At 57.5% G+C, this 21858-nt stretch carries 23 protein-coding genes and 4 tRNA genes; 8 read left to right on the top strand and 19 right to left on the bottom strand.

What is annotated here, in order from left to right; genetic code table 11:
- Positions 1-2 precede the first annotated feature (2 nt).
- Genes AWM79_RS16245 through yacG form a run of 4 tightly spaced genes read left to right on the top strand, consistent with a single transcriptional unit; the run spans position 3 to position 2913 of the window.
- Complete coding sequence (locus tag AWM79_RS16245; protein WP_017132862.1) at positions 3-1220, top strand: type II secretion system F family protein; 1218 nt, start codon at positions 3-5, stop codon at positions 1218-1220.
- A complete protein-coding gene (locus AWM79_RS16240; protein WP_017132861.1) occupies positions 1221-2093 on the top strand; it encodes a prepilin peptidase in 873 nt (290 codons plus the stop codon).
- A complete protein-coding gene (gene coaE / locus AWM79_RS16235) occupies positions 2090-2713 on the top strand; it encodes a dephospho-CoA kinase (protein ID WP_060783270.1) in 624 nt (207 codons plus the stop codon). Before AWM79_RS16240 ends, coaE begins: the two co-directional genes overlap by 4 nt.
- The gene (yacG, locus tag AWM79_RS16230; RefSeq protein ID WP_017132859.1) at positions 2710-2913 is read left to right on the top strand and encodes a DNA gyrase inhibitor YacG; all 204 of its coding nucleotides are present in this window, start codon (positions 2710-2712) and stop codon (positions 2911-2913) included. Before coaE ends, yacG begins: the two co-directional genes overlap by 4 nt.
- Positions 2914-2982: 69 nt before the next feature.
- Here yacG and AWM79_RS16225 read toward each other — a convergent pair whose 3' ends face one another.
- Positions 2983-3681, bottom strand: a complete 699-nt coding sequence (locus AWM79_RS16225; protein WP_060783269.1) for an energy-coupling factor ABC transporter permease — start codon at positions 3679-3681, stop codon at positions 2983-2985.
- Between the two features lie 135 nt (positions 3682-3816).
- On the opposite strand from AWM79_RS16225, the gene AWM79_RS16220 reads away from it, so the two are divergent.
- The 3 genes from AWM79_RS16220 (at position 3817) to AWM79_RS16210 (ending at position 6053) form a co-directional block, all read left to right on the top strand.
- Entirely contained in the window at positions 3817-4446 is a 630-nt protein-coding gene (locus AWM79_RS16220) for a DUF1780 domain-containing protein (RefSeq protein ID WP_017132857.1), read from the top strand.
- Positions 4447-4514: 68 nt separating this feature from the next.
- Complete coding sequence (locus AWM79_RS16215) at positions 4515-4688, top strand: DUF3094 family protein (RefSeq protein ID WP_017132856.1); 174 nt, start codon at positions 4515-4517, stop codon at positions 4686-4688.
- A gap of 63 nt (positions 4689-4751) precedes the next feature.
- Positions 4752-6053, top strand: a complete 1302-nt coding sequence (locus tag AWM79_RS16210) for an NAD(P)/FAD-dependent oxidoreductase (RefSeq protein WP_017132855.1) — start codon at positions 4752-4754, stop codon at positions 6051-6053.
- A gap of 121 nt (positions 6054-6174) precedes the next feature.
- Here AWM79_RS16210 and AWM79_RS16205 read toward each other — a convergent pair whose 3' ends face one another.
- The 17 genes from AWM79_RS16205 to rluD all read right to left on the bottom strand — a co-directional run bounded on the left by AWM79_RS16205 (position 6175) and on the right by rluD (position 20341).
- Positions 6175-6954: a cephalosporin hydroxylase family protein gene (locus AWM79_RS16205; protein ID WP_017132854.1), complete on the bottom strand. Its 780-nt coding sequence runs from the start codon at positions 6952-6954 to the stop codon at positions 6175-6177.
- Positions 6941-7663, bottom strand: coding sequence for a WbqC family protein (locus AWM79_RS16200; RefSeq protein ID WP_060783268.1), 723 nt, complete (start codon positions 7661-7663; stop codon positions 6941-6943). The genes AWM79_RS16205 and AWM79_RS16200 overlap by 14 nt, the downstream gene beginning before the upstream one ends.
- A gap of 7 nt (positions 7664-7670) precedes the next feature.
- Positions 7671-8183: a GNAT family N-acetyltransferase gene (locus tag AWM79_RS16195; protein WP_017132852.1), complete on the bottom strand. Its 513-nt coding sequence runs from the start codon at positions 8181-8183 to the stop codon at positions 7671-7673.
- A complete protein-coding gene (locus AWM79_RS16190) occupies positions 8180-9334 on the bottom strand; it encodes a class I SAM-dependent methyltransferase (protein WP_060783267.1) in 1155 nt (384 codons plus the stop codon). The genes AWM79_RS16195 and AWM79_RS16190 overlap by 4 nt, the downstream gene beginning before the upstream one ends.
- Positions 9335-9337: 3 nt before the next feature.
- On the bottom strand, positions 9338-10180 hold the full coding sequence (locus AWM79_RS16185; protein WP_060783266.1) for a phytanoyl-CoA dioxygenase family protein: 843 nt from the start codon (positions 10178-10180) through the stop codon (positions 9338-9340).
- 48 nt (positions 10181-10228) lie between these two features.
- Positions 10229-11329, bottom strand: a complete 1101-nt coding sequence (locus tag AWM79_RS16180; RefSeq protein WP_060783265.1) for a DegT/DnrJ/EryC1/StrS family aminotransferase — start codon at positions 11327-11329, stop codon at positions 10229-10231.
- Positions 11326-12549 carry a class I SAM-dependent methyltransferase gene (locus AWM79_RS16175; RefSeq protein ID WP_017132849.1) on the bottom strand — a complete coding sequence of 408 codons (1224 nt, stop codon included), beginning with the start codon at positions 12547-12549 and terminating at the stop codon, positions 11326-11328. Before AWM79_RS16175 ends, AWM79_RS16180 begins: the two co-directional genes overlap by 4 nt.
- Positions 12546-13097 carry a dTDP-4-dehydrorhamnose 3,5-epimerase gene (gene rfbC / locus AWM79_RS16170; protein ID WP_017132848.1) on the bottom strand — a complete coding sequence of 184 codons (552 nt, stop codon included), beginning with the start codon at positions 13095-13097 and terminating at the stop codon, positions 12546-12548. The genes AWM79_RS16175 and rfbC overlap by 4 nt, the downstream gene beginning before the upstream one ends.
- Positions 13094-14173 (bottom strand): CDP-glucose 4,6-dehydratase, encoded by a 1080-nt coding sequence (rfbG, locus tag AWM79_RS16165; RefSeq protein WP_017132847.1) that lies wholly within the window; start codon positions 14171-14173, stop codon positions 13094-13096. The genes rfbC and rfbG overlap by 4 nt, the downstream gene beginning before the upstream one ends.
- Positions 14170-14940, bottom strand: a complete 771-nt coding sequence (gene rfbF / locus AWM79_RS16160; protein ID WP_060783264.1) for a glucose-1-phosphate cytidylyltransferase — start codon at positions 14938-14940, stop codon at positions 14170-14172. Before rfbF ends, rfbG begins: the two co-directional genes overlap by 4 nt.
- Before the next feature lie 223 nt (positions 14941-15163).
- Positions 15164-15240, bottom strand: a tRNA-Pro gene (locus AWM79_RS16155).
- 107 nt (positions 15241-15347) lie between these two features.
- A tRNA-Lys gene (locus tag AWM79_RS16150) sits at positions 15348-15423 on the bottom strand.
- A gap of 5 nt (positions 15424-15428) precedes the next feature.
- Positions 15429-15505: transfer RNA gene (locus AWM79_RS16145), tRNA-Pro, on the bottom strand.
- Positions 15506-15514: 9 nt separating this feature from the next.
- Positions 15515-15590 (bottom strand) — tRNA-Asn (locus AWM79_RS16140).
- Positions 15591-15906: 316 nt separating this feature from the next.
- Complete coding sequence (gene clpB / locus AWM79_RS16135; protein WP_017132845.1) at positions 15907-18471, bottom strand: ATP-dependent chaperone ClpB; 2565 nt, start codon at positions 18469-18471, stop codon at positions 15907-15909.
- 185 nt (positions 18472-18656) lie between these two features.
- Entirely contained in the window at positions 18657-19382 is a 726-nt protein-coding gene (gene pgeF / locus AWM79_RS16130) for a peptidoglycan editing factor PgeF (RefSeq protein WP_060783263.1), read from the bottom strand.
- Complete coding sequence (gene rluD / locus AWM79_RS16125; protein WP_060783262.1) at positions 19379-20341, bottom strand: 23S rRNA pseudouridine(1911/1915/1917) synthase RluD; 963 nt, start codon at positions 20339-20341, stop codon at positions 19379-19381. Before rluD ends, pgeF begins: the two co-directional genes overlap by 4 nt.
- 150 nt (positions 20342-20491) lie before the next feature.
- On the opposite strand from rluD, the gene AWM79_RS16120 reads away from it, so the two are divergent.
- Complete coding sequence (locus AWM79_RS16120) at positions 20492-21508, top strand: outer membrane protein assembly factor BamD (RefSeq protein ID WP_017132842.1); 1017 nt, start codon at positions 20492-20494, stop codon at positions 21506-21508.
- Positions 21509-21659: 151 nt separating this feature from the next.
- On the opposite strand, the gene AWM79_RS25305 is transcribed toward AWM79_RS16120, so the two are convergent.
- A partial coding sequence (locus AWM79_RS25305) for a Tc toxin subunit A-related protein (RefSeq protein ID WP_167375432.1) occupies positions 21660-21858 on the bottom strand: 199 nt, incomplete at its 5' end.

Here is a 21858-nt window from a genome sequence, read left to right as displayed (position 1 = left end):
CCATGGCAAGCAAAGTAGCAAAAGTCAGCGTTTATGCCTGGGAAGGTAAAGATAAAAAGGGTACGAAGATCACCGGTGAACTCAGCGGTCACAACCCCGCGCTGGTCAAAGCTCAGCTACGCAAACAAGGCATCAATCCGATCAAGGTACGGAAAAAAAGCAGTTCGATCTTCAGCAAGGGCAAACGCATAAAACCCTTGGACATCGCTCTGTTCACCCGACAGATGGCTACCATGATGAAAGCAGGCGTACCGCTCTTGCAATCATTCGACATTATCGGCGAGGGTTTCGATAACCCAAACATGCGCAAGCTGGTTGACGATATCAAACAGGAAGTTTCTTCCGGAAATAGCTTTGCAACCTCTCTGCGCAAAAAACCGGAGTACTTCGACGAATTGTATTGCAACCTGGTCGACGCGGGAGAGCAGGCGGGTGCTCTTGAAGGTTTGCTGGAGCGCGTGGCCACCTATAAAGAAAAAACCGAGGCGCTGAAAGCAAAGATAAAAAAAGCGATGACCTACCCTATTGCAGTGGTCATTGTGGCAATCATTGTTTCCGGTATTTTGCTTATAAAAGTGGTACCGCAATTTCAGACCGTTTTTGCCAGTTTCGGCGCACAACTACCTGCCTTTACATTAATGGTCATCGGCCTCTCGGAAATTCTCCAACAGTGGTGGTGGGTGGTCATCGCGTCGATCGTGGGCAGCAGCTTTTTGTTCAAACGTCTTCATGAACGCTCGGAACGCTTTCGAAACTGGTTAGATAGAAGCATGCTTAAGCTTCCTATAATCGGCGGATTGATTTATAAATCCTCAGTCGCACGATACGCCCGCACACTGTCGACAACCTTTGCAGCCGGTGTGCCCTTGGTGGAGGCTCTTGATTCCGTAGCGGGAGCAACGGGGAATATTGTGTTCAGAAATGCTGTTAACCGCATCAAGCAAGATGTCTCGACAGGCATGCAACTGCATTTCTCCATGCGTGCCACCGGCGTATTCCCAAACATGGCGATTCAGATGACCTCAATTGGCGAAGAGTCCGGTGCATTGGATGATATGCTCGACAAGGTAGCCAGTTACTATGAGGGCGAAGTCGATAACATCGTCGATAGCCTGACTAGCCTCATGGAACCGATGATCATGGCAGTGCTGGGCATTATTGTCGGCGGCTTGGTCATTGCCATGTACCTTCCAATCTTCCAGCTAGGCAATGTGGTCTAGATGTCCCTACCCGAATACCTGACCAACCACCCGCCGGCCTTTGTTTTATTCGCGCTGATGCTCGGCCTGATTGTCGGCAGCTTTCTCAATGTCATTATCTGGCGCTTGCCGAAGATGCTCACACGCGATTGGCGTGCACAAGCCCATGAGGTCCTCGGCCTTCCCCAGCCCGACCTCGCTGCGACCTACAACCTGCTACTGCCTCACTCCCATTGCCCGCATTGCAATCACCGGATCCGCGCCTGGGAAAACCTGCCGCTGATCAGTTACGCCCTGCTACGCGGCAACTGCTCAAGCTGTCAGGCGCCTATCAGCAAGCGCTACCCGCTGACCGAACTGGCCTGTGGCCTGCTCTCGGCCTTTATCGCCTGGCAGTTTGGTTTCGGTTGGCCCGCCGGCCTGATGCTGGTGCTGACCTGGGGCCTGCTGGCCATGAGCCTGATCGACGCCGATCATCAATTGCTGCCCGACGCTCTGGTCCTGCCGCTGCTCTGGTTGGGCCTGATCGCTAACCACTTCGCGATCTTCACCACCCTGGACGACGCGCTCTGGGGCGCTGTCGCCGGCTACCTGAGCCTGTGGTCGGTGTACTGGGTGTTCAAGTTGCTGACCGGCAAGGAAGGCATGGGCCACGGTGACTTCAAGTTGCTGGCGATGCTCGGCGCCTGGGGCGGTTGGCAAATTCTGCCGCTGACGATCCTGCTGTCATCGCTGCTGGGCGCGGTACTGGGGCTGATACTGCTACGCTTGCGCAATGCCCATGCCTCGACCCCGATACCCTTTGGTCCCTATCTGGCGATAGCCGGCTGGATTGCTCTGCTCTGGGGTGGTCAAATAACGGCTTCCTATCTGCAATTTGCCGGGTTCAAATGACCACATCTGTTGCAAAACCCTGGATTCTCGGTCTTACCGGCGGTATCGGCAGCGGCAAGAGCGCGGCGACCCAACACTTTATCGACCTTGGCATTCATGCCGTGGATGCCGATCAAGCCGCCCGCTGGGTGGTGGAGCCTGGGCGCCCGGCGTTACTGAAGATCCTCGAACACTTCGGCTCTGGCGTGCTGCAAGCCAATGGCCAACTGGATCGCGGTGCCTTGCGCGAGCTGATTTTCGCAGACGCCCAACAACGACGCTGGCTGGAAGCACTGCTGCATCCGCTAATCGCCGAGGAAGTCGCCAGCCATCTGGCCCTCGCGCAATCGCCCTACGCGATCCTGGTTTCACCCTTGCTGATCGAGTCAGGCCAGTACGCCACGACCCAACGCCTACTGATCATCGACGCGCCGCAGACGCTACAGGTTCAACGCACCCTGCGACGTGACCAGACCAGCGAAGAACAAGTGCAAGCCATCCTCAAGGCCCAGGCCAGTCGCGAGGAACGGCTGAAACACGCCGACGATGTGCTGGTCAACGACCGCGATCTCGCCTGGCTACACAGCGAAGTCGAACGCCTGCACACCTTTTACCTTACCTTGAATGGAGGCCAATCATGAGCCAATCCCTGACCGTCGAGTGCCCGACCTGCGGCGCCCCCGTGGAGTGGAGCACAACCAATGCCAACCGGCCCTTCTGCTCCGATCGCTGCAAGCTGATCGATCTAGGCGCCTGGGCCTCGGAGGAACACAAGATTGCCGTCGGCCCGGATGCCGAAGACGACCTGTTCTGCGACGATCTGCCACCTCGCGCCCACTGAGCTGATCAGAGGGCGCATATAGCGCTAGCGCACCCGATCAAGCCGCTGGGTACCGACCGACGATACCGGTCAACGCGAGCCTCCGGGCGGCTCGTGGTCCTTCCACGGCGCAGACAGGTAACGTGTGCGGTTGAAGGTCTCCAGCCATTGCGGGCAAAACACCACCAGCGCACTGATCACCAGGCCGTTGATAAAGGCCTCGGGAAAAATGATCAGCCAGAGGTAGCCGATAAAGTCCCCCAGCCACTCCGGCATGGCGAAACGCTCGTCGAACCACAATAGCGCCAGGCCCGACAGCAGGCAGAGCAGCGCCGCCAGGGCGGTAGCAAAAAAACCCGAACAGAAGATATACACAAAGGGATTTCGCGGCTGAGCGCGCTCCACCAGGACCGCGCAGGCTTGCGTTACCAGCACCGGCAGCAGGATCAACAATGTACCGTTGACCCCCAGGGCCGCCAGATCCTGGCGTCCGAGCAGGACCAGTCCAAGTTGCGCCACCAGGCCCGCGACAATCGCCAGCGGCCAATCCAGCAGCAAGGTGACGGCGGTCAGGCCGATAAAGTGATAAGACACACCACTGTCGAAGTCACGCCGTACCAGCCAGAGCAGGAACAACGCGAACACCGTGCCGAACAGCAAGTGCTGGCGCCGGCTGTCGGTGAACAGCTCGACCCAGGGGGAGCGCCAGACCGCCCAGAACACCACCGGCACATAAATCAGCCAGCCACTGACCAGGGTGGCGGACGACAGCAGTTGCGCACCGATCATGAAACCACCTCCGTCACCCCTGAGACGCCCTTTGTGCGTAGGTCCTACAGTCTACACCGAGCCTGGCGGCGATCCGCACCGACAAAATCTTCGATGCACTACCAGCGATGATGATTTCGACGCTAAGCTTGGGCCATGGACGACTCAGACTTCTTACGTTTGCTGACCATCCAGGCCGAGCAAGCCAACACGTTTCTCTCCAATGCCCGTAAATGGGAGCGTGAGCGTTGGGTCTGCCAACGCCTCCTGCAAGGGCTGAATGTACCCTACCGCAACGAAGACTTTCATCCCGCCGGGCAGGAACCGCCGGATGTGCTGTTTCGCGATGCGTGCTTCGAAGTATTTTTCGTCCTCGACGAAGGCCGTCGCCTCAACGACGAATGGCGTGAAGAGCTGCAGCGCCGACGCAGCGCTTTCTCCCTGAGTCAGCTAGTGCGCCGAGAGGCCAAGCCCCGGCGTATTCCTGCTGCTGAATTGCTGCAACGCCTGGCACCGACCCTGCGCAAAAAAAGCCACAACTACCAGGAACGTGGCCTGGACCTCAGCGAGTTGGACATCATCGCCTTCGCCAGCCTGAAACGCGAAGTGCTGGACCTCAACAGCCACTTCCCACCGCCCACCGAATACCTGCGCCAGGGCTGGCGCTCGCTATCGCTGGTGGGCCCGACTTTCGCCCGAGTGCTGTTCGCCCACCCTGATGCGCCGGATTTTCTGCGCGGCAACCTCGGGCGCAGCATTGTCTTCGATGTCGGTATCAGCCTGTGAACCATAGTGTAAGCTCCTACTATGTAGCGTTTACCTATCCAGTTACGTCTACCTGACGAGGCCTTTTTATGAGCAGCCGCCTGAACCCGGACGACCAGAAGCATGTCGAAGAGTACCTGCAACTCTCCCAGCACCAAGTCGAGCGCCGGCCTTTCCGGCCGTGGATGCTCCTGCTGGTGGTGCTGGTCGTGGTGATCGGTTTGGGCCTGTTGAGCCGCCTCTTGAGTTATCTGGCGCTATGAGCTGCCTCGCGCTCGCGCGGATAACGCAAGCACAGATTTCCTTTAGCCTTGCGAGATATCCCCATGAACCATCGTATTGTGATCGTCGGCGGCGGCGCTGGCGGCCTGGAGTTGGCGACCCGCCTGGGTAAAACCCTGGGCAAGCGCGGCACGGCCAGCGTCGTGCTGGTCGACGCGAATCTGACACACATCTGGAAACCGTTGCTGCACGAAGTGGCCGCCGGCTCCCTGAACTCTTCGGAAGACGAACTCAATTATGTCGCCCAGGCGAAATGGAACCACTTCGAGTTCCAACTGGGGCGCATGAGCGGGCTTGATCGCGCTGGAAAAAAGATCCAACTGGCCGCGACCTATGATGAAAACGGCGTGGAATTGCTACCCGCCCGCGAGTTGGGCTATGACTCCCTGGTGATCGCCGTGGGCAGTACCACCAACGATTTCGGTACTCAGGGCGCCGCCCAGCACTGCCTGTTCCTCGACACCCGCAAACAGGCCGAACGCTTCCACCAGCAACTGCTCAATCACTACCTGCGTGCCCATGCCGGCAACCTTGATGCGCCAGAGCAAATGATCAGCGTGGCCATTGTCGGCGCCGGTGCCACCGGCGTGGAGCTTGCCGCCGAACTGCACAACGCAGCCCATGAGCTGGCCGCCTATGGCCTGGACCGGATCAAGCCGGAAAACATGCATATCACCCTGGTCGAAGCCGGGCCACGGGTGCTGCCCGCCCTGCCAGAGCGGATCGGCGGCCCCGTGCATAAGACCCTGGAAAAGCTCGGGGTCCGGGTCATGACCAACGCCTCGGTCAGCGAAGTGACCGCCGAAAGCCTGATCACCGCTGATGGCCAGGTGATTGCGGCGAGCCTCAAAGTCTGGGCAGCCGGAATCCGCGCGCCGGGCTTCCTGAAGGACATCGACGGCCTGGAAACCAACCGGATCAACCAGCTCCAGGTGCTCCCGACGCTGCAAACCACCCGCGACGAAAACATCTTCGCCTTTGGCGATTGCGCGGCCTGTCCGCAACCTGGCAGCGACCGCAATGTGCCGCCACGTGCGCAAGCGGCGCATCAACAGGCGTCGTTGCTGGCCAAATCGCTGAAGCTGCGGATCGAAGGCAAGACCTTGCCGGAGTACCGCTACACCGACTACGGCTCACTGATTTCACTGTCGAAATTCTCCGCCGTCGGCAACCTGATGGGTAACCTGACCGGCAGCGTGATGCTGGAAGGCTGGCTGGCGCGGATGTTCTACGTGTCGCTGTATCGCATGCACCAGATGGCGCTGTATGGCACCTTTCGCACGTTGATGCTGATGCTCGGCAGTCGGATCGGGCGCGGGACCGATCCACGGTTGAAATTGCACTGATGGGTTGTGTGCCCTCACGAGTCGCGTTGGGGGCATGCGGTCTTTTAAGGTAATTGTCACATCAACCGCTCAACAGTAAGTTTGGCGACCAGACTGCTCGGAGCCTCTTGTCGCCCCAACCCTACCTAACGCGCTTCAAAAACCCATCCGGGGCCACGCTGATTTGCAATTTATGATCGATCTTCTTATCGATCTCGAATTCAGGATGTTGCTTCAAATAATCTTTTACCGCACTTTTCGGGCTGTTTCCCGGACCCCACGGGCGATCCTGGATCAAATCCACCGGCATATCTTCAATCAAGGTATCGAAGACGACGCAATAGCTACCGACGCTCACCAGATCAGCATAAGCCTCAAGCTCACCCAACACATGATCATGGGTATGATTGGAGTCCAGGCAGACCAATACGCGTTTGTAACCTTTCGCGTATTCCCGAACCTTGGAGATCGTAGCGTCATCGATGCTCGAACCCTGGATCATTTCAATCATGTGCGACATCGGGTGCGCTTTGATCGCCTCATGGTTGTGCTGGCGAATATCGATATCGATACCCAGCACTCGACGCTTGCTAGCACGCGGATCAAGGGGGGTGCCCTGCTCGACTGCCTCGCAATAATCAAGCATCGCCAGCATCGAGGCACTGAAAATCAATGACCCGCCATGGGCGATCCCGGTTTCGATGATCAGGTCCGGCTTAATATCCCAGATCAGTTCCTGCATCGCCCAGGTATCGTTGGGGAACTGGATGGCCGGGCGACCGAACCAGGAAAAGTTATAGGCCCATTTGTGTCGGCTGATCTCGCGAACCCAGACCCGGGACAACGCTTGCAGATCGGTGTCGGCTCCCAGTGCTTCAATGTTCTCTGCGACTTCCTGACGAAACTGCTCATGCGGGTTCATTTTTAAAGCTTCTCCAATCTGTAGTTGCGGATTTTATAGACTCAAGCCCAAGCTTGCCGCAGTTCGCCACCAGGTCCAGGGCAGATACATACGGCGTAAAATCGCCGTGGGCCTGGGGGTAAGGTGTGCAGTTATAAGCCATGTATTCAACGGCCACCCCCGAACGTTCGAACAGTTCGTGATCGAGGTAGCGGCAGGCACCATGGCCTGTAATGTATGTGTCCCCGTCCAGGCTTTTGACCACACGAAGGACACGATCGCTGCTGCTTCCCGGGATATCCAGCGACTCCACGTCAATGAAGCGGCAATGGCTATCCAAGCCAAAATACTTGACCAACGCCATCAAGGATGCGCGGGCCAGCGCTCCGATATTGCGGTAATCCACCGCGTAGAGTCCTTCGACGAGTTCAAGGGCGTCACGACGAAAGGGCGCATTCGCCAGGCTGCTTTCCAGCAATGCCAGGTGAGTATCCCGCCATTGCTCGCTGGGTGGCACCTGCACTTCATTGATCTTTTGTCCAAGATGAAGATCCACCAGCGGAACCGTCATCCAGCGCATACCCTGCGGCGTCTTGATCTGTACTCGATTGACGAAGCTGCCCTTGGAAAACTGCACGTCGTCGTAGTGCACAAATACGTCGGCCAGGCGGACTTGTTCCAGAAGTCCTACCCATGGAAAAAGCATTGATTGCGAAATGACGATGTTCATAATTCACTTAGCTCAAAAAGAGTTCCATAAGCACCACGTCCTGCCAGGCACCGGAAATGAACACGTGATTCGAGAGTTTTCCACAGTGCTTGAAGCCAGCTTTTTCATAGCATCTGATTGCCGCGCCATTGTCGCCCCTGACCTTCAGCCAGATCTTGCCCAGTCCCCAGGTATCGCGCAGGTAGGCACTGGCCAGAGCTAGCACCTCAGGGCCGATCCCGCGCCCTTGGGCGGGGGCAGCCAGGCAAATGCCCAGCTCCGTATTGCGGCTGACAAAATCGGTATTCTTGAACTGCACAAAACCCAGTGCCGAGTCATCGCCAGGATCCGCCAGAATAAACATGAAGCTGTCGTTGGCGCTTGAAAAGCCTTTCAGCCATTCACGTACCTGGCTTTCGTCACTGCCCCGCGCACGGGCCAATAATTGCGCCTGTAAGGCGATATCGTTACGCATATCGCGCAACAGAGGCAGGTCCGCCTCTTTCCAGGTCCGCAGAAGAACATTTTTCCCGACGATCATGCTGCTTGCCCGTCTAGATACACCAGGGAAATATCACGGTCCCGCAGCCAACCCAAGCCGTTGATGACCGCGTGGGCAATACTGGGATTCAAACCCACATACAGTACTTTCACATCCAGGGGCAAAGACTCGGGAGCAAGGATTGGCTTGCCGAACAGTTCTTTCCCCTGCTGGAAAGGACTGGCATCCAGGAAACAACTGACGTTATCGAAATCGCTCATGGCGCTCGCGATATAAGCACCATAGAAACCCGAACCGTAAATGGCCTTGGTGATACCGGCGTTGGCTTTCGAAGTTTCGAAAATCCGCTGATTGACCGACTCCCAATAATGAGCCAGCGACTGCGACTGCTTGAGCGTTTCAGCGATATCGACAGTCATCGGCTGCTGGCGGCCCTTGCGGGCGGTAAAGACCAAAGCCCCCCGGTGTGCGCTGTCGTCGATCTGGATATCGGTAAATCCGGCCGCGTCGAGCAAATGAGCCAGCGACGGCGTAGTGAAATGGTTGACGTGATCAATCACGACAAAATCCGCGACATTGCCGAAAGTGTCGGGAACGATGCCATAGAACACCCCGCCGTCCTTGAGCAAGGCGTGAACCTTCTTTACCGTCTCGACCGGCTGAGGAATATGTTCCAGGGCGAAGAAGGAGGTCAGTACGTCAAAGCTGGAGGCCCAGGATTGAGGTGTCGTATGGATCGCGTACTTTTCGCGACTGATGAACTTCTCCCAGTACTCCTTGTACATGGAACTGACATCGAACAAATGAATGTTCAAGTCGCTACGCACACCACCCAATTTTTTCAGCGTGGAGGCCTTGGCGCACCCGTAGTCAAGAACCCTGGCACCTTCAGGTAGGTTCAGCTTGCCCAGCAAGGTAGCGATCTGATGGTCGGTACGGTAGACAATTTCGCCGTCCTTGACCTCATAGATCTGATCTTCTTCTTCATCACTCAGAAGAATCCTGTAATCGGATTCATAATAAGCAACCGTGTCGGCAAACGCCTCGCTGCGCAGATGCGCGCACAGCGGGCACGACCAAACATTGACTTGCCCATCGCGAAGCTCACACAGCGAAGTCAGGGACTGATTCGAGCTGGCCGTATAGATAGGCTTCTCGAGCTCAGTGAGACAAACATTGCAGTGCATCATTGTTTACTCCGCGTGAAATAATTCTGGATGTACGGTGCGAAAATCAACGCCCGCCGCATAGGACCCTTTCCAGCCGTGCGAACGACCGACGGGATCTGCGAAATTGAAATATCTGAACTGCATGGACCAGCGCGCTCTGTCACTTTTGTTATAACCAGAGCAATGCAAGAGCATGAAGTCGACAACGACCAGATCACCGGGTGAAGTCAGCGGGGCGATTTGACTGTACCTCTGCAGGTACTGTTGCTCATCCTTGATCATCAACGCGTAAGCTCCGGTACGGCCAGCACCTTCCGGGTCGGCATTGCAAACAGGCAAAGCCCCCAGCTTATGCGACTCAGGACAAAATACCACCGGCCCCAAAGCCTCTGTCACACTGACCAGAGGGCTCCAGAAAACCAGCCCATCGACACTGCGCAGTTGGGCCGGATATTCCTGATGCCACATCGCGCGATATTTGTCTTCGAACGGGCAATCGATACGGATGCCATACCCTCCCGCCGCGATGCCGGGGATAGAGCCCTGCCTTAACGCCGAAAACAGCGCCTCATGGCGCGGATGGGCGACCAGGCGCATGAATGCGGGAATCTGCTTCACGGCGTCATAGACCTCACCGCCCCAGGCACGATTTACCTTGATCAGGTCCAGAAATCCCTTGTCGAATGCCCGCGGGTCATAAGCCCCTCGCAGGTCCGCAATACCATGCCTGAGCATGACCTGACCGATGACGTTGTAGATACCGCGCTGGACTGCATCGATATCGACCTCGTCATAAAAATTCCGAATGATCAAAACACCCTTGTGTTCAAACTCGGCGATCTGCTCTGGCTTCAAGTCTCTATTCATGGTGCGCTCTGGATCAGGGTCGATGAACACTCGATTGATTCGAAGTGCTTACAGCGTCGAGAAAACCGCGCACACCCGCTCTAGCTCAGCGATAGTGAGGTCGTGATAACTCGGCAGATTCATTGCGCGCAACGGAATGGAATAGGCGTTCACATTCTCGGGCCGTGCGTCGAACATCGGCAGGCTGGAGAGCGGATGGAAAAATACCCGAGCATCGATATTGGCGGCTTTAAAGGCCGCCTGCAGCCGTTCGCGACTCATGCCGGCTTGTTCTTCAAACACCACCGTCGGCATCCAGGCTCCGATAACCGTGCCTTCATACTGGGCATTGAGCTCAATATCCGGGTACGGCTTGAGTCGCTCCCGATAGAGCGCCATGATTTCCCGCTTGCGCTGGATCAGATCCTCAATGCGTTCCATCTGGGCGCAACCGATTGCGGCCTGAATATTCGACATCTTGTATTTGAAGCCGACAACGTCCGGCCAGAATTGCCGGGGCTGCCCTCTTGCCCTGCCATGATTTGACAGGGTCAGCACTTTTTCATACAGCGCGGCATCGTTGGTGACAAACATGCCGCCCTCGCCGGTAGTCAGCGTTTTCGTGCCATGAAAGGAAAAACTGCCAAAAGTGCCCATGCTACCGGCGCGCTTGCCGTGATATTCCGAACCGATCGCTTCGGCCGCATCCTCGATAACGGGAATGCCGTAGCGTTGGCCAATTTCCAGCAAGCGGTCCATATCACACAGGTTGCCGTACAGGTGCACGGCAACAATGGCCTTGGTGTTGACCGTGATGGCGGCTTCGACCCGCTCAGGATCGATGCACCAGGTATCAGGAAGAATATCGACGAATACAGGTATCGCCCCCAGGTGCTCGACAGGTGCGACGGTCGCGATCCAGTTCGTGTCCGCCATGATCACTTCGTCACCGGGGCCTATGTCCAGGGCCGCCATGCCCATGTGCAGCGCACCCGTACAGCTGGAGGTAGCGATTGCATAATCAACACCGAGATGAGCCTTGAACGCATTCTCGAAACGCACGATGTACTCGTAGCATTTATCGCCCCAGCCATTTCTGGCGGCGTCGGCGGCGTACTCGACTTCCAATTCGGTAATCGACGGCTTGGTGTAGAAAATCCGCTCGCTCATTTGACCTCCAACGTGGGAATGGCGGCAACGAACTGCCCTCCCCAATCTCTTACATAGCGATGATGGCCGATCACTTCATCGGCGATATTCCAAGGCAAAATCACCACTGTATCGGGTTGGGTTTCCTTGAGTTTCTCCGGCGAATACACCGGGATATGGCTGCCCGGCAGATACTTGCCTTGCTTGGACGGCGCGGCATCACAGACGTAGGACAAAAGGTCGGGCTTGACGCCCGCATAATTCAACAGCGTGTTGCCCTTTGCCGCGGCGCCATAGGCGACGACCTGCCGACCCGCCCGCTTTTGTTCGATCAGGAAACCGAGCAAGCCATTCTTGACTGCATCGGCCCGTCCTTGAAAATCTTGATAGACCTCAAGCCCGCGCAAACCAAACCGCGCCTCGGCGTCCAGCACACGAACGACCTCATCGCTGTCGCCACGAAGGTCTTCGACATGACAGCCATACACCCGCAGGCTACCGCCATGGGTCGGCAACTCTTCGACATCGCAGACCCGCAAGCCGGCCTGGGTAAAGATCCGCTTCACGGTATAGAGCGACAGATAGGAAAAGTGCTCGTGATACACCGTATCAAACTGAGCATGCTGAATCAGGCGCATCAGATGCGGAAACTCGAGGGTAATGGTGCCCTGCGGCTTCAAGGCCGCTTTCAGTCCACGGGTGAAATCATTGATATCCGGCACATGGGCAAACACGTTATTGCCTGCGATCAAATCCGCCTGGCGACCCTCGTCGGCGAGTCGCTTGCCCAGGATCTCGCCGAAGAACTCACGCAACACCTCGATACCCATTTCTTGCGCGGCGGCGGCGGTGCTGGCAGTCGGTTCGATGCCCAGGCACGGGATATCGGCAGCCAGAAAATTCTTTAACAAATAGCCGTCATTGGAGGCCACCTCGATCACGAAACTGTCAGGCCCAAGCGCCAGGCGCTCGATCATGGCTTTCGAATAGGCGCTTGCGTGGGCCAGCCAACTGCTCGAAGTCGATGAGAAGTAGGCATAGTCCTTGGAGAAGAACAGGTCTGCCTGAGCGTAATCTTCGGTCTGGACCAACCAGCAGTGCTCACACACTTTGAGCTTCAGCGGAAAGTAAATCTCCGGCGCACTCAACTGTGCCTCGCTCAGATACGAATTGGAGGGCGGGGCAAAGCCGAGATCGAGAAAAGTGTGCTGTAGCGGCTCACAACAATGGCGACATTTCATACATGAAGTCCGGCAAATTCGTTGGATAGCAAAGCGTGATGCTTGTCGCGCTCGGAGAGATCGGTCACAGGCAACGGCCAGGTGATTCCGACCCGAGGATCGTCATAACGGACGGCGCCCTCGGCTGCCGGTTCATAGAAAGCCGTGTGCAGGTAGAGCAATTCACTATCGGCCTCCAGCACCTGGAAACCATGGGCACAGCCTTGTGGAATGACCAGCATGCGCGCGGTCTGGGGATTCAGTTCCTCGGCATGCCAGCGCAGAAATGTCGGCGAGTCGACGCGCAAATCCACAACAACATCCCAGACACGCCCCTTCAGGCAACGGACCATCTTCATCTCGGCATGCGGAGCCTGCTGGAAATGCAAGCCACGCACCGCCCCTACGCTGGCCGTGCGCGAATGATTAATCTGCACAATACGTTGCTCGCCTAAAGCCTGGGCCAGACTCTTTTCGCAAAACAAACGGCTGAACGCGCCGCGGTGATCCTGATAAGGCTGGGTTTCGACCACCAGTGCGCCATCTATGGGCGTGGGCCGAATATTCATGAGTCGATCCAGATACAACCCGCCTCTGCTGCGGCGTTGACATATCGTTCCAGTTGCTCACGGGTGATTGCCTGCCCCGTGGTGGACTGATGACGATACCAATCGGCGGTCATTTCCAGGCTCTGCTCCAGGGTCCAGACCGGCTGCCAGGCCAAGCGCGCTCGTGCTTGTGCGCAGTCGAGGTAAAGCAGGTTGGCTTCGTGGGGCTGCTGCGCCGCCGTCGTATGCCAGGAAAGTTCGGGCCAATGCAGCCGTAGCCCGGCGAGTACCTGCGCGACGGTTCGATTGTCTTGCGCGGCGGGGCCAAAGTTCCAGGCGCCCGCCGCCGATTGGTCAGACGCCAGAAGGCGTTGGCCGAGCAAAAGATAACCGGACAGGCATTCGAGCACATGCTGCCAGGGACGGGTCGACTCAGGAGAGCGGATTTCCAGCGATTGGCCAGCTCGCACCGCCTTGACCAGATCGGGAATGAGGCGATCCTCGGACCAATCCCCTCCACCGATGACATTGCCGGCACGCGCCGAGGCGATCAGTGGCGCATCATCGCCGCCCCAGAAGGCCTTGCGATAGCTATCGACAACCAGTTCACTGGCGGCCTTGGAGGCGCTATAGGGATCATGACCGCCAAGACGGTCATTTTCACGATAGCCCCAAGGCCACTCATTATTGGCATACACCTTGTCCGTGGTGATCACCACCACCGCGCGCACGCTGGGCGTCTGCCGGCAGGCTTCAAGGACGTTCGCGGTGCCCATTACATTGGTCGACCAGCTTTCCAACGGATCACGGTACGAGCGCCTGACCAGTGCCTGGGCAGCCAGGTGGAAAACGATTTCCGGTTGAGCCTGCTCGAACGCGCTGCGCACCACTGCCTGATCACGGATATCGCCACGCCAGTCAACCAAGGGATTGTTCAACAGGTCCCAGTGAGCCGGGACGCTCTCGGGAGCCAGACCGAACCCCGTGACCTGCGCACCGAGTTCGCAAAGCCAAGTCGCCAGCCAACTGCCCTTGAACCCCGTATGCCCGGTCAGCAAGACCCTGCGGCCTCGATAGCGCTCACCGAACTGTTTCATGCCCAGTGCTTCCAGGGTGGATTACCTTTGCTCCACAAGTCCTCGAGGTGATTCTTGTCTCGTAAGGTATCCATCGCCTGCCAGAAGCCATGGTGTTGATAGGCCATGAGGTTGCCTTCTTCCGCCAACTGCATCAGCGGCTCAGCCTCCCAACTGGATTGATCATCGACGATATAATCAATGACTGCCGGATCAAGCACAAAGTAACCGCCATTGATCCAGGCACCGTCACCAGCGGGTTTTTCCTGGAAACTATTGACCTGGCCGTCCTGCAGGTTCAAGGCTCCATAGCGTCCCGGCGGCTGGATGGCGGTTACCGTGGCGGGCTTGCCATGGGCATGATGAAAATCGATCAGCTCACGGATATTCACATCCGACACACCATCGCCATAGGTAAAGCAGAACGGCTCGTTGCCAAGGTGTTCGCGAACACGCTTCAGGCGCCCCCCTGTCAGGGTGTCCTCGCCGGTATTGACCAGGGTCACGCGCCATGGCTCAACATAGCGTTGATGCACTTCCATGCTGTTATTGGACATGTCGAAGGTGACATCGGACATATGCATGAAGTAGTTGGCGAAATATTCCTTGATCACATAGCCTTTGTAACCGCAGCAAATCACGAAGTCATTGATCCCATAGTAGGAATAGAGCTTCATGATATGCCAGAGAATTGGCTTGCCACCGATCTCGATCATCGGCTTGGGACGCAGATGAGACTCTTCGGAAATACGCGTACCCAGCCCACCCGCCAGAATTACCGCCTTCATGGGAAAACCTTACTGCTGATGTCGATAAGGACCGCTGGTTGAATCAAAAGCGCGGCAGTACTCCTGTTTGCACCAAGGCTCTACAAGACCGAGGTACTACAAGGATAGGAACAAAAGCAGGTTTTAGCATGGCGATAGGGGGATGAATAGCCCGTCATCCTGGCCCATTTCTTGAGTTTGAACGCAAAAAAAAAGCACCCTGACGGATGCTTTTTTTTGTATATGGTCGGGGTAAGGGGATTCGAACTCCTGACATCCTGCTCCCAAAGCAGGCGCGCTACCGGACTGCGCTATACCCCGGTAAAAAAAAAGCACCTTTTAGTTTGAAATTAAAAGGCGCTTTCCTCGATCAGCGCTTTTGGCTTCTGATCTTAAGATTCGATCCCAGCGCTAGCTGGTTTCAAAAATGGTGGGTCGTGTGGGATTCGAACCTACGACCAATTGGTTAAAAGCCAACTGCTCTACCAACTGAGCTAACGACCCAAAAATGGTCGGGGTAAGGGGATTCGAACTCCTGACATCCTGCTCCCAAAGCAGGCGCGCTACCGGACTGCGCTATACCCCGATTTGAAATTGGCTCCGTGACCAGGACTCGAACCTGGGACCCAATGATTAACAGTCATTTGCTCTACCGACTGAGCTATCACGGAACTGCATATTTCAAGTTACAACTTTTACAGCTAACGCTCACTTTCATCGCTGAAAGCTGGCTCTTCGACTCGCTCGCATCACTGCGTTCGTGTGTCTGAGGCGCGCTATTCTACAACCTTAAACCACTCTGTCAACCCCTTAAATTGCTTTCAAGACAATGATTTGCAATCTTTTTTCAGGAATTTCCCTAGAGAGAAAATCCGGGGTGACTGTACTGCGGGGCGCACTTTACAAGCCTTTTTCTTTGAGTTCAACGCCCTATCGAAAAAAAGCCCCGCGATCACGAAGCTCTTTCCCCGTCAGTGCCGCAATGACTCAGGCAAAGACGATTTCATCGTTTTCCACCGTGCCCATGACGCTCGCCCCTGGGATAAAGCGTCCCGACAGGATCAATTGGGCCAACGGGTTTTCGATCCAGCGCTGGATCGCCCGCTTAAGCGGCCGTGCGCCATAGACCGGGTCGTAACCGACAGCAATCAGCTTGTCCATGGCCTCGTCGCTCAGTTGCAGTTTCAATTCGCGCTCGGCCAGGCGCCCACGCAGGCGTCCCAGCTGGATCTCGGTGATACCCGCGATCTGATCCCGCGCCAATGGCTCGAAGATCACCACTTCGTCGACCCGGTTGATAAACTCCGGCCGGAAATGGCTACCCAGCGCGTCCATTACCGCTGCCCGCTGCGCCTCGCGATCACCGACCAACTCCTGGATCTGCACCGAGCCCAGGTTGGAGGTCATCACGATGACCGTATTGCGAAAGTCCACGGTACGACCATGACTGTCCGTCAGCCGGCCATCCTCCAGCACCTGCAAGAGGATATTGAACACATCGGGATGAGCCTTCTCGACCTCGTCCAGCAGGATGACGGAGTATGGCTTGCGACGCACCGCCTCGGTCAGGTAACCGCCTTCTTCATAGCCCACATAGCCCGGTGGCGCCCCGATCAGGCGAGCCACGGAGTGTTTCTCCATAAACTCGGACATATCGATGCGTACCATCGCCTCTTCGGTATCGAATAGGAACTCGGCCAGGGCTTTGCACAGCTCGGTCTTGCCCACGCCGGTCGGCCCGAGGAACATGAATGAACCGCTTGGTCGATTCGGGTCGGACAACCCGGCACGGGAGCGCCGCACCGCGTTGGCAACCGCCACCACCGCCTCGTCCTGACCGATGACGCGCTGATGCAGGAGGCTTTCCATCTTCAACAGCTTGTCGCGCTCACCTTCTAGCATCTTCGACACCGGGATGCCGGTCCACTTCGAGACGACCTCGGCAATCTCCTCTTCGGTCACTTTGCTGCGCAGCAACTGGTTTTCGCTGTGACCGTGCTGGTCGACCATCTGCAGGCTGCGCTCCAAGTCAGGGATAACCCCGTATTGAAGTTCGGCCATGCGGTTGAGGTCGCCCTTGCGGCGGGCAGCTTCGAGCTCCTGGCGCGACTGCTCGATTTTTTGCTGGATCTGCGCGGAACCCTGCACCTCGGCTTTTTCCGAGGTCCAGATTTCCTCCAGATCGGCGTATTCGCGCTCCAGGCGGATAATTTCTTCCTGGAGTTTTTCCAGGCGCTTGATCGCCGCTTCGTCGTCTTCTTTCTTCAGCGCCTGGGATTCGACCTTGAGCTGAATCAGACGACGCTCCAAACGATCCAACACTTCCGGCTTGGAGTCGATTTCCATGCGGATGCGGCTGGCAGCTTCATCGATCAGGTCGATGGCCTTGTCCGGCAACTGGCGGTCGGTGATGTAGCGATGGCTGAGCTTAGCCGCAGCGATAATCGCGCCGTCGGTGATCGCCACCTTGTGGTGCACCTCATACCGTTCTTTCAGGCCGCGCAGGATGGCAATCGTGTCCTCCTCGCTCGGCTCGTCCACTAGTACCTTCTGGAAACGCCGTTCGAGGGCCGCGTCCTTCTCTATATATTGGCGATACTCGTTGAGCGTGGTCGCTCCAACGCAGTGCAGCTCGCCGCGAGCCAACGCCGGTTTGAGCATGTTGCCAGCATCCATCGAGCCTTCGCCCTTGCCGGCGCCGACCATGGTGTGCAATTCGTCGATAAACAGAATGATCTGCCCTTCCTGCTTCGACAGTTCATTGAGCAGCGACTTCAGGCGCTCTTCGAACTCGCCCCGGTATTTCGCCCCGGCAATCAGCGCGCCCATGTCCAGCGACAACAGGCGCTTGCCTTTCAGGCCATCCGGGACTTCGCCATTGATGATGCGCTGGGCCAGGCCTTCGGCGATGGCAGTCTTGCCCACGCCGGGCTCACCGATCAACACCGGGTTGTTCTTGGTCCGCCGTTGCAAGACCTGGATGGTGCGACGGATTTCGTCGTCACGCCCGATCACCGGATCGAGCTTGCCCTCTTCGGCGCGTTTAGTCAGGTCGACGGTGTATTTGTCCAGGGCCTGGCGCGACTCCTCGACGTTGGCGTCATTGACCGCCGCGCCACCGCGCAGGTTGGTAATCGCGTTCTCCAGCGCCTTCTTGCTGACGCCCTGGCCCAGCAGCAACTTGCCGAGCTTGCTGTTCTCGTCCATCGCGGCGAGCAACACCAACTCGCTGGAGATAAACTGATCGCCTTTCTGCTGGGCCAGCCGGTCGGCCTGGTTCAGCAGGCGCGCAAGATCCTGCGACATGTTCACGTCGCCGGTAGGATTCTGGATTTTCGGCAATTGGTCGAGCTCTTTGCTCAACGCCTTGCGCAGGCTATTGACCTCGAAGCCTACCTGCATCAGCAGGGGTTTGATCGAGCCGCCCTGCTGCTCCAGCAACGCCTGCATCAAGTGGGCAGGCTCGATGGCCGGATGATCGAGCCCCACGGCCAGGGACTGAGCATCGGATAATGCCAACTGCAATTTGCTGGTTAATCGGTCTATACGCATTTTTCACCTTCCTTTTGAGCAGGCCGGAGCGATGGACACACCTGAATGAAAAAAACCTGCCAGATACCTCTATAGATGCGGTCGACTCCTGGAGTTTCAAGCGTCGGAAGGTTGACGCAGATCAACAGAGTCTAGTGGTCTGTAAGGTTAGCTCGTTAGCTCAAGCTCGACGGCCACGCAGGCCACTAGCCTTCGAGCCAGATCAGCGAAGCGAAACGACCGGTGCGCGGGCTGCGCCGATAGGAATAGAAGCGCGGATCGGAAACCGTACAGAAGCCGCCACCATGCACCGAAGTGATGCCACATGCCGCCAGACGCACGCGCGCCAAGGCATAGATGTCCGCCATGAAGCGCCCGGCGTTGCGACTGGGCACAAAGGTCTCGATGGTTTGCGGATGGCTTGAGGTAAAGGCCTCGCGGACCTCAGCCCCGACTTCAAAAGCTTGCGCACCGATGGCCGGACCAAGCCAGACCAGAATCTCGGAGGCGGGCACATCAAGGCTGTCGACGGCCGCTTCCAGTACACCTGCCGCCAGGCCGCGCCAACCAGCATGAGCCGCCGCTACACGGCTACCGGCACGATCACAGAACAAGGCCGGAAGGCAATCGGCAGTCATCGCCGTACAGGCAATCCCTGGCGTTGCGGTCCAACTGCCATCGGCCTCGGCGGTGACCGCAGGATCAGCCTCGACCACCACCACCCCATGCACCTGGCGCAGCCACGCCGGCTGGATAGCAAAAGCGTCATTGAGGCGTCGGCGATTTTCCGCGACCGCAATCGGGTCGTCATCGACATGATCGCCCAGGTTCAGACTATCGAACGGTGCCAGGCTGACACCGCCCGCCCGAGTGGTGACGCAGGACCTGACCCTCGCCGGCGCGGGCCAGTCAGGAATCAGCCAGTCACTCACCCGATGAACGCCTCGCGATCCTGCTTGAGCAGCGACAGCAACCAGACGAAATCGTCCGGCAGTGGCGATTCCCAGCTCATGCGTTGACCCGTCGTCGGATGGTCCAGTTCCAGGAAGCGTGCATGCAGGGCCTGACGCGGAAAACTTTTCAACGACTCGACCATGGTCATGCTCGCCGCCGGGGGAATCCGGAAACGTCCGCCATAGGCCGGATCACCGACCAACGGGAAGTTGATGTGGGCCATATGCACACGAATCTGGTGGGTGCGACCGGTTTCCAGCTTCACTCGAACGTGGGTATGGGAGCGGAAACGCTCAAGTACGCGGTAATGGCTCACCGCCTGCTTGCCGCCCTCCATCACTGCCATGCGCTGGCGCTGCTGGCCGTGCCGACCAATCGGCGCGTTGATCTTGCCACCCGCCGTCACCACGCCGATCACGATGCATTCATAGATGCGGCTGACGCTGCGACTCTGCAACTGTGTGACCAGTTGCGTCTGCGCCTGGATGGTTTTGGCCACGACCATCAGGCCGGTGGTGTCCTTGTCCAGGCGGTGTACGATGCCCGCGCGCGGTACGTTGATGATATCCGGCACATGGTGCAGCAAGGCGTTGAGCAAGGTGCCATCGGCATGCCCGGCGGCTGGATGCACCACCAGGCCCGCTGGCTTGTTGATGACCAAAATATCGTCGTCTTCGTAGACGATATCGAGCTCGATGTCCTGGGCGATCCATTCTCCCTGCGCTTCTTGCTCGGCGGTCAGCTCAAGAACGGCTCCGCCGTGGACGATGTCTCGCGGGCGAATGACCGCTCCATTCACTGTCAGGCGACCGTCTTTGATCCAGGCACAAAGGCGCGAACGCGAGTGCTCGGCGAATAGTTGTGCGGCAACTTGATCGAGGCGTTGGCCACCCAGTTCGGATGGCACCTCTGCGCGAAGTTCAATTTTATCGGACATGCTCGGACTGGGCGTCGGCACAGCCTTTGGTTTCGGCTGCGCGCTTGTGGTTAAATACGGCGTCTTTTGCCCTGAGGCTTTCAACGGGGCACTCATCATAACAGGACGGCTCCGCTCAAGACAGCGGCCGTCATAGGGACGCAAGCCGCCATGCAAGTGAAACACCTGCTGCTGATCGCCATCCTCGCACTGACCGCTGCTTGCTCATCGAAGGAAGTCGTTGACGAAAACCTGAGCGAAGTCGAGCTGTACCAGCAGGCGCAGACCGACCTGGATAACCACAGTTATACCAGCGCCACCACCAAGCTCAAGGCCCTGGAGTCGCGTTACCCGTTCGGCCGCTATGCCGACCAAGCCCAACTCGAACTGATCTACGCCAACTACAAGAACGCTGAGCCGGAAGCGGCCAAATCCGCGGCGGAGCGTTTTATCCGCCTGCACCCACAGCACCCGAACGTGGATTATGCCTACTACCTCAAGGGGCTGACCTCTTTCGACCAAGACGTGGGCCTGCTGGCGCGCTTCCTGCCGCTGGACATGACCAAGCGTGACCCAGGTGCCGCCCGCGACTCCTACAACGAATTCGCCCAGCTCACCAGCCGCTACCCCAACAGCCGCTACGCACCGGATGCCAAGCAGCGCATGATTTATCTGCGCAACCTGCTGGCCTCCTACGAAATCCACGTGGCCGACTACTACCTGACTCGTCAAGCCTACGTCGCGGCGGCCAACCGGGGTCGCTACGTGGTGGAAAACTTCCAGGAAACCCCTTCGGTCGGTGACGGTCTGGCGGTGATGGTCGAGGCCTACCAGCACCTGCACTTGGACGAACTGGCCAGCAGCAGCCTGGAGGTGTTGAAAACCAACTATCCAGACCATCCAAGCCTGGTCGACGGCCAGTTCGTGCCACGCGTCGCCAAGGCGGACAACCGTTCCTGGCTGAGCAAGGCCACTCTGGGCCTGATCGAATCCCGTCCGCCGCTGCCACCGGGAGAAACCCGCGCCAACCAAGACGTACTCAAACAGTTCCAGGATGCCAAGGATGCGATTCCGGCAGACCTGAAACCGGCTGAAGGAGACGCTGTTGAAGAAGAGCAGCATGAAGCCCAAGGTAGCAACAGCAACCGTTCGTGGTTCAGCTACATGACTTTCGGTGTGTTCGACTAAGCGCTTCAATCGAACCGCTGTCCAGGAAAGAGCCTTTCAAGGCTCTTTTCTTATCTTGGAGCCGACCTAGTGGCCTGTGTGGTTAGGTCTATGAGTCAATTTCGGTGCCACAAGCCCCTGGCCAGCGTTGTCGTTCCTCGCCATAGCCCGGCTATGACTCGTCACAGCGCCTTGGCCATGGACTTATGGCATCCGAACTTGAGCTAACGAACTCACCGTACAGGCCACTAGCGCTGTATTGCACATGCACAATGATGTCGGTCAGGGATTCGAGCGCCGCCATTTGCGTGGCGTGATTGGCAAATCGCAGGCTCCAGCGTGAAACCGCGCCCGTGAGCTCGAACGGCAGG

Source organism: Pseudomonas agarici, assembly GCF_001543125.1.
Classification (GTDB): Bacteria; Pseudomonadota; Gammaproteobacteria; order Pseudomonadales; family Pseudomonadaceae; genus Aquipseudomonas; species Aquipseudomonas agarici.
This window is presented reverse-complemented; position numbering and strand designations above follow the sequence as displayed.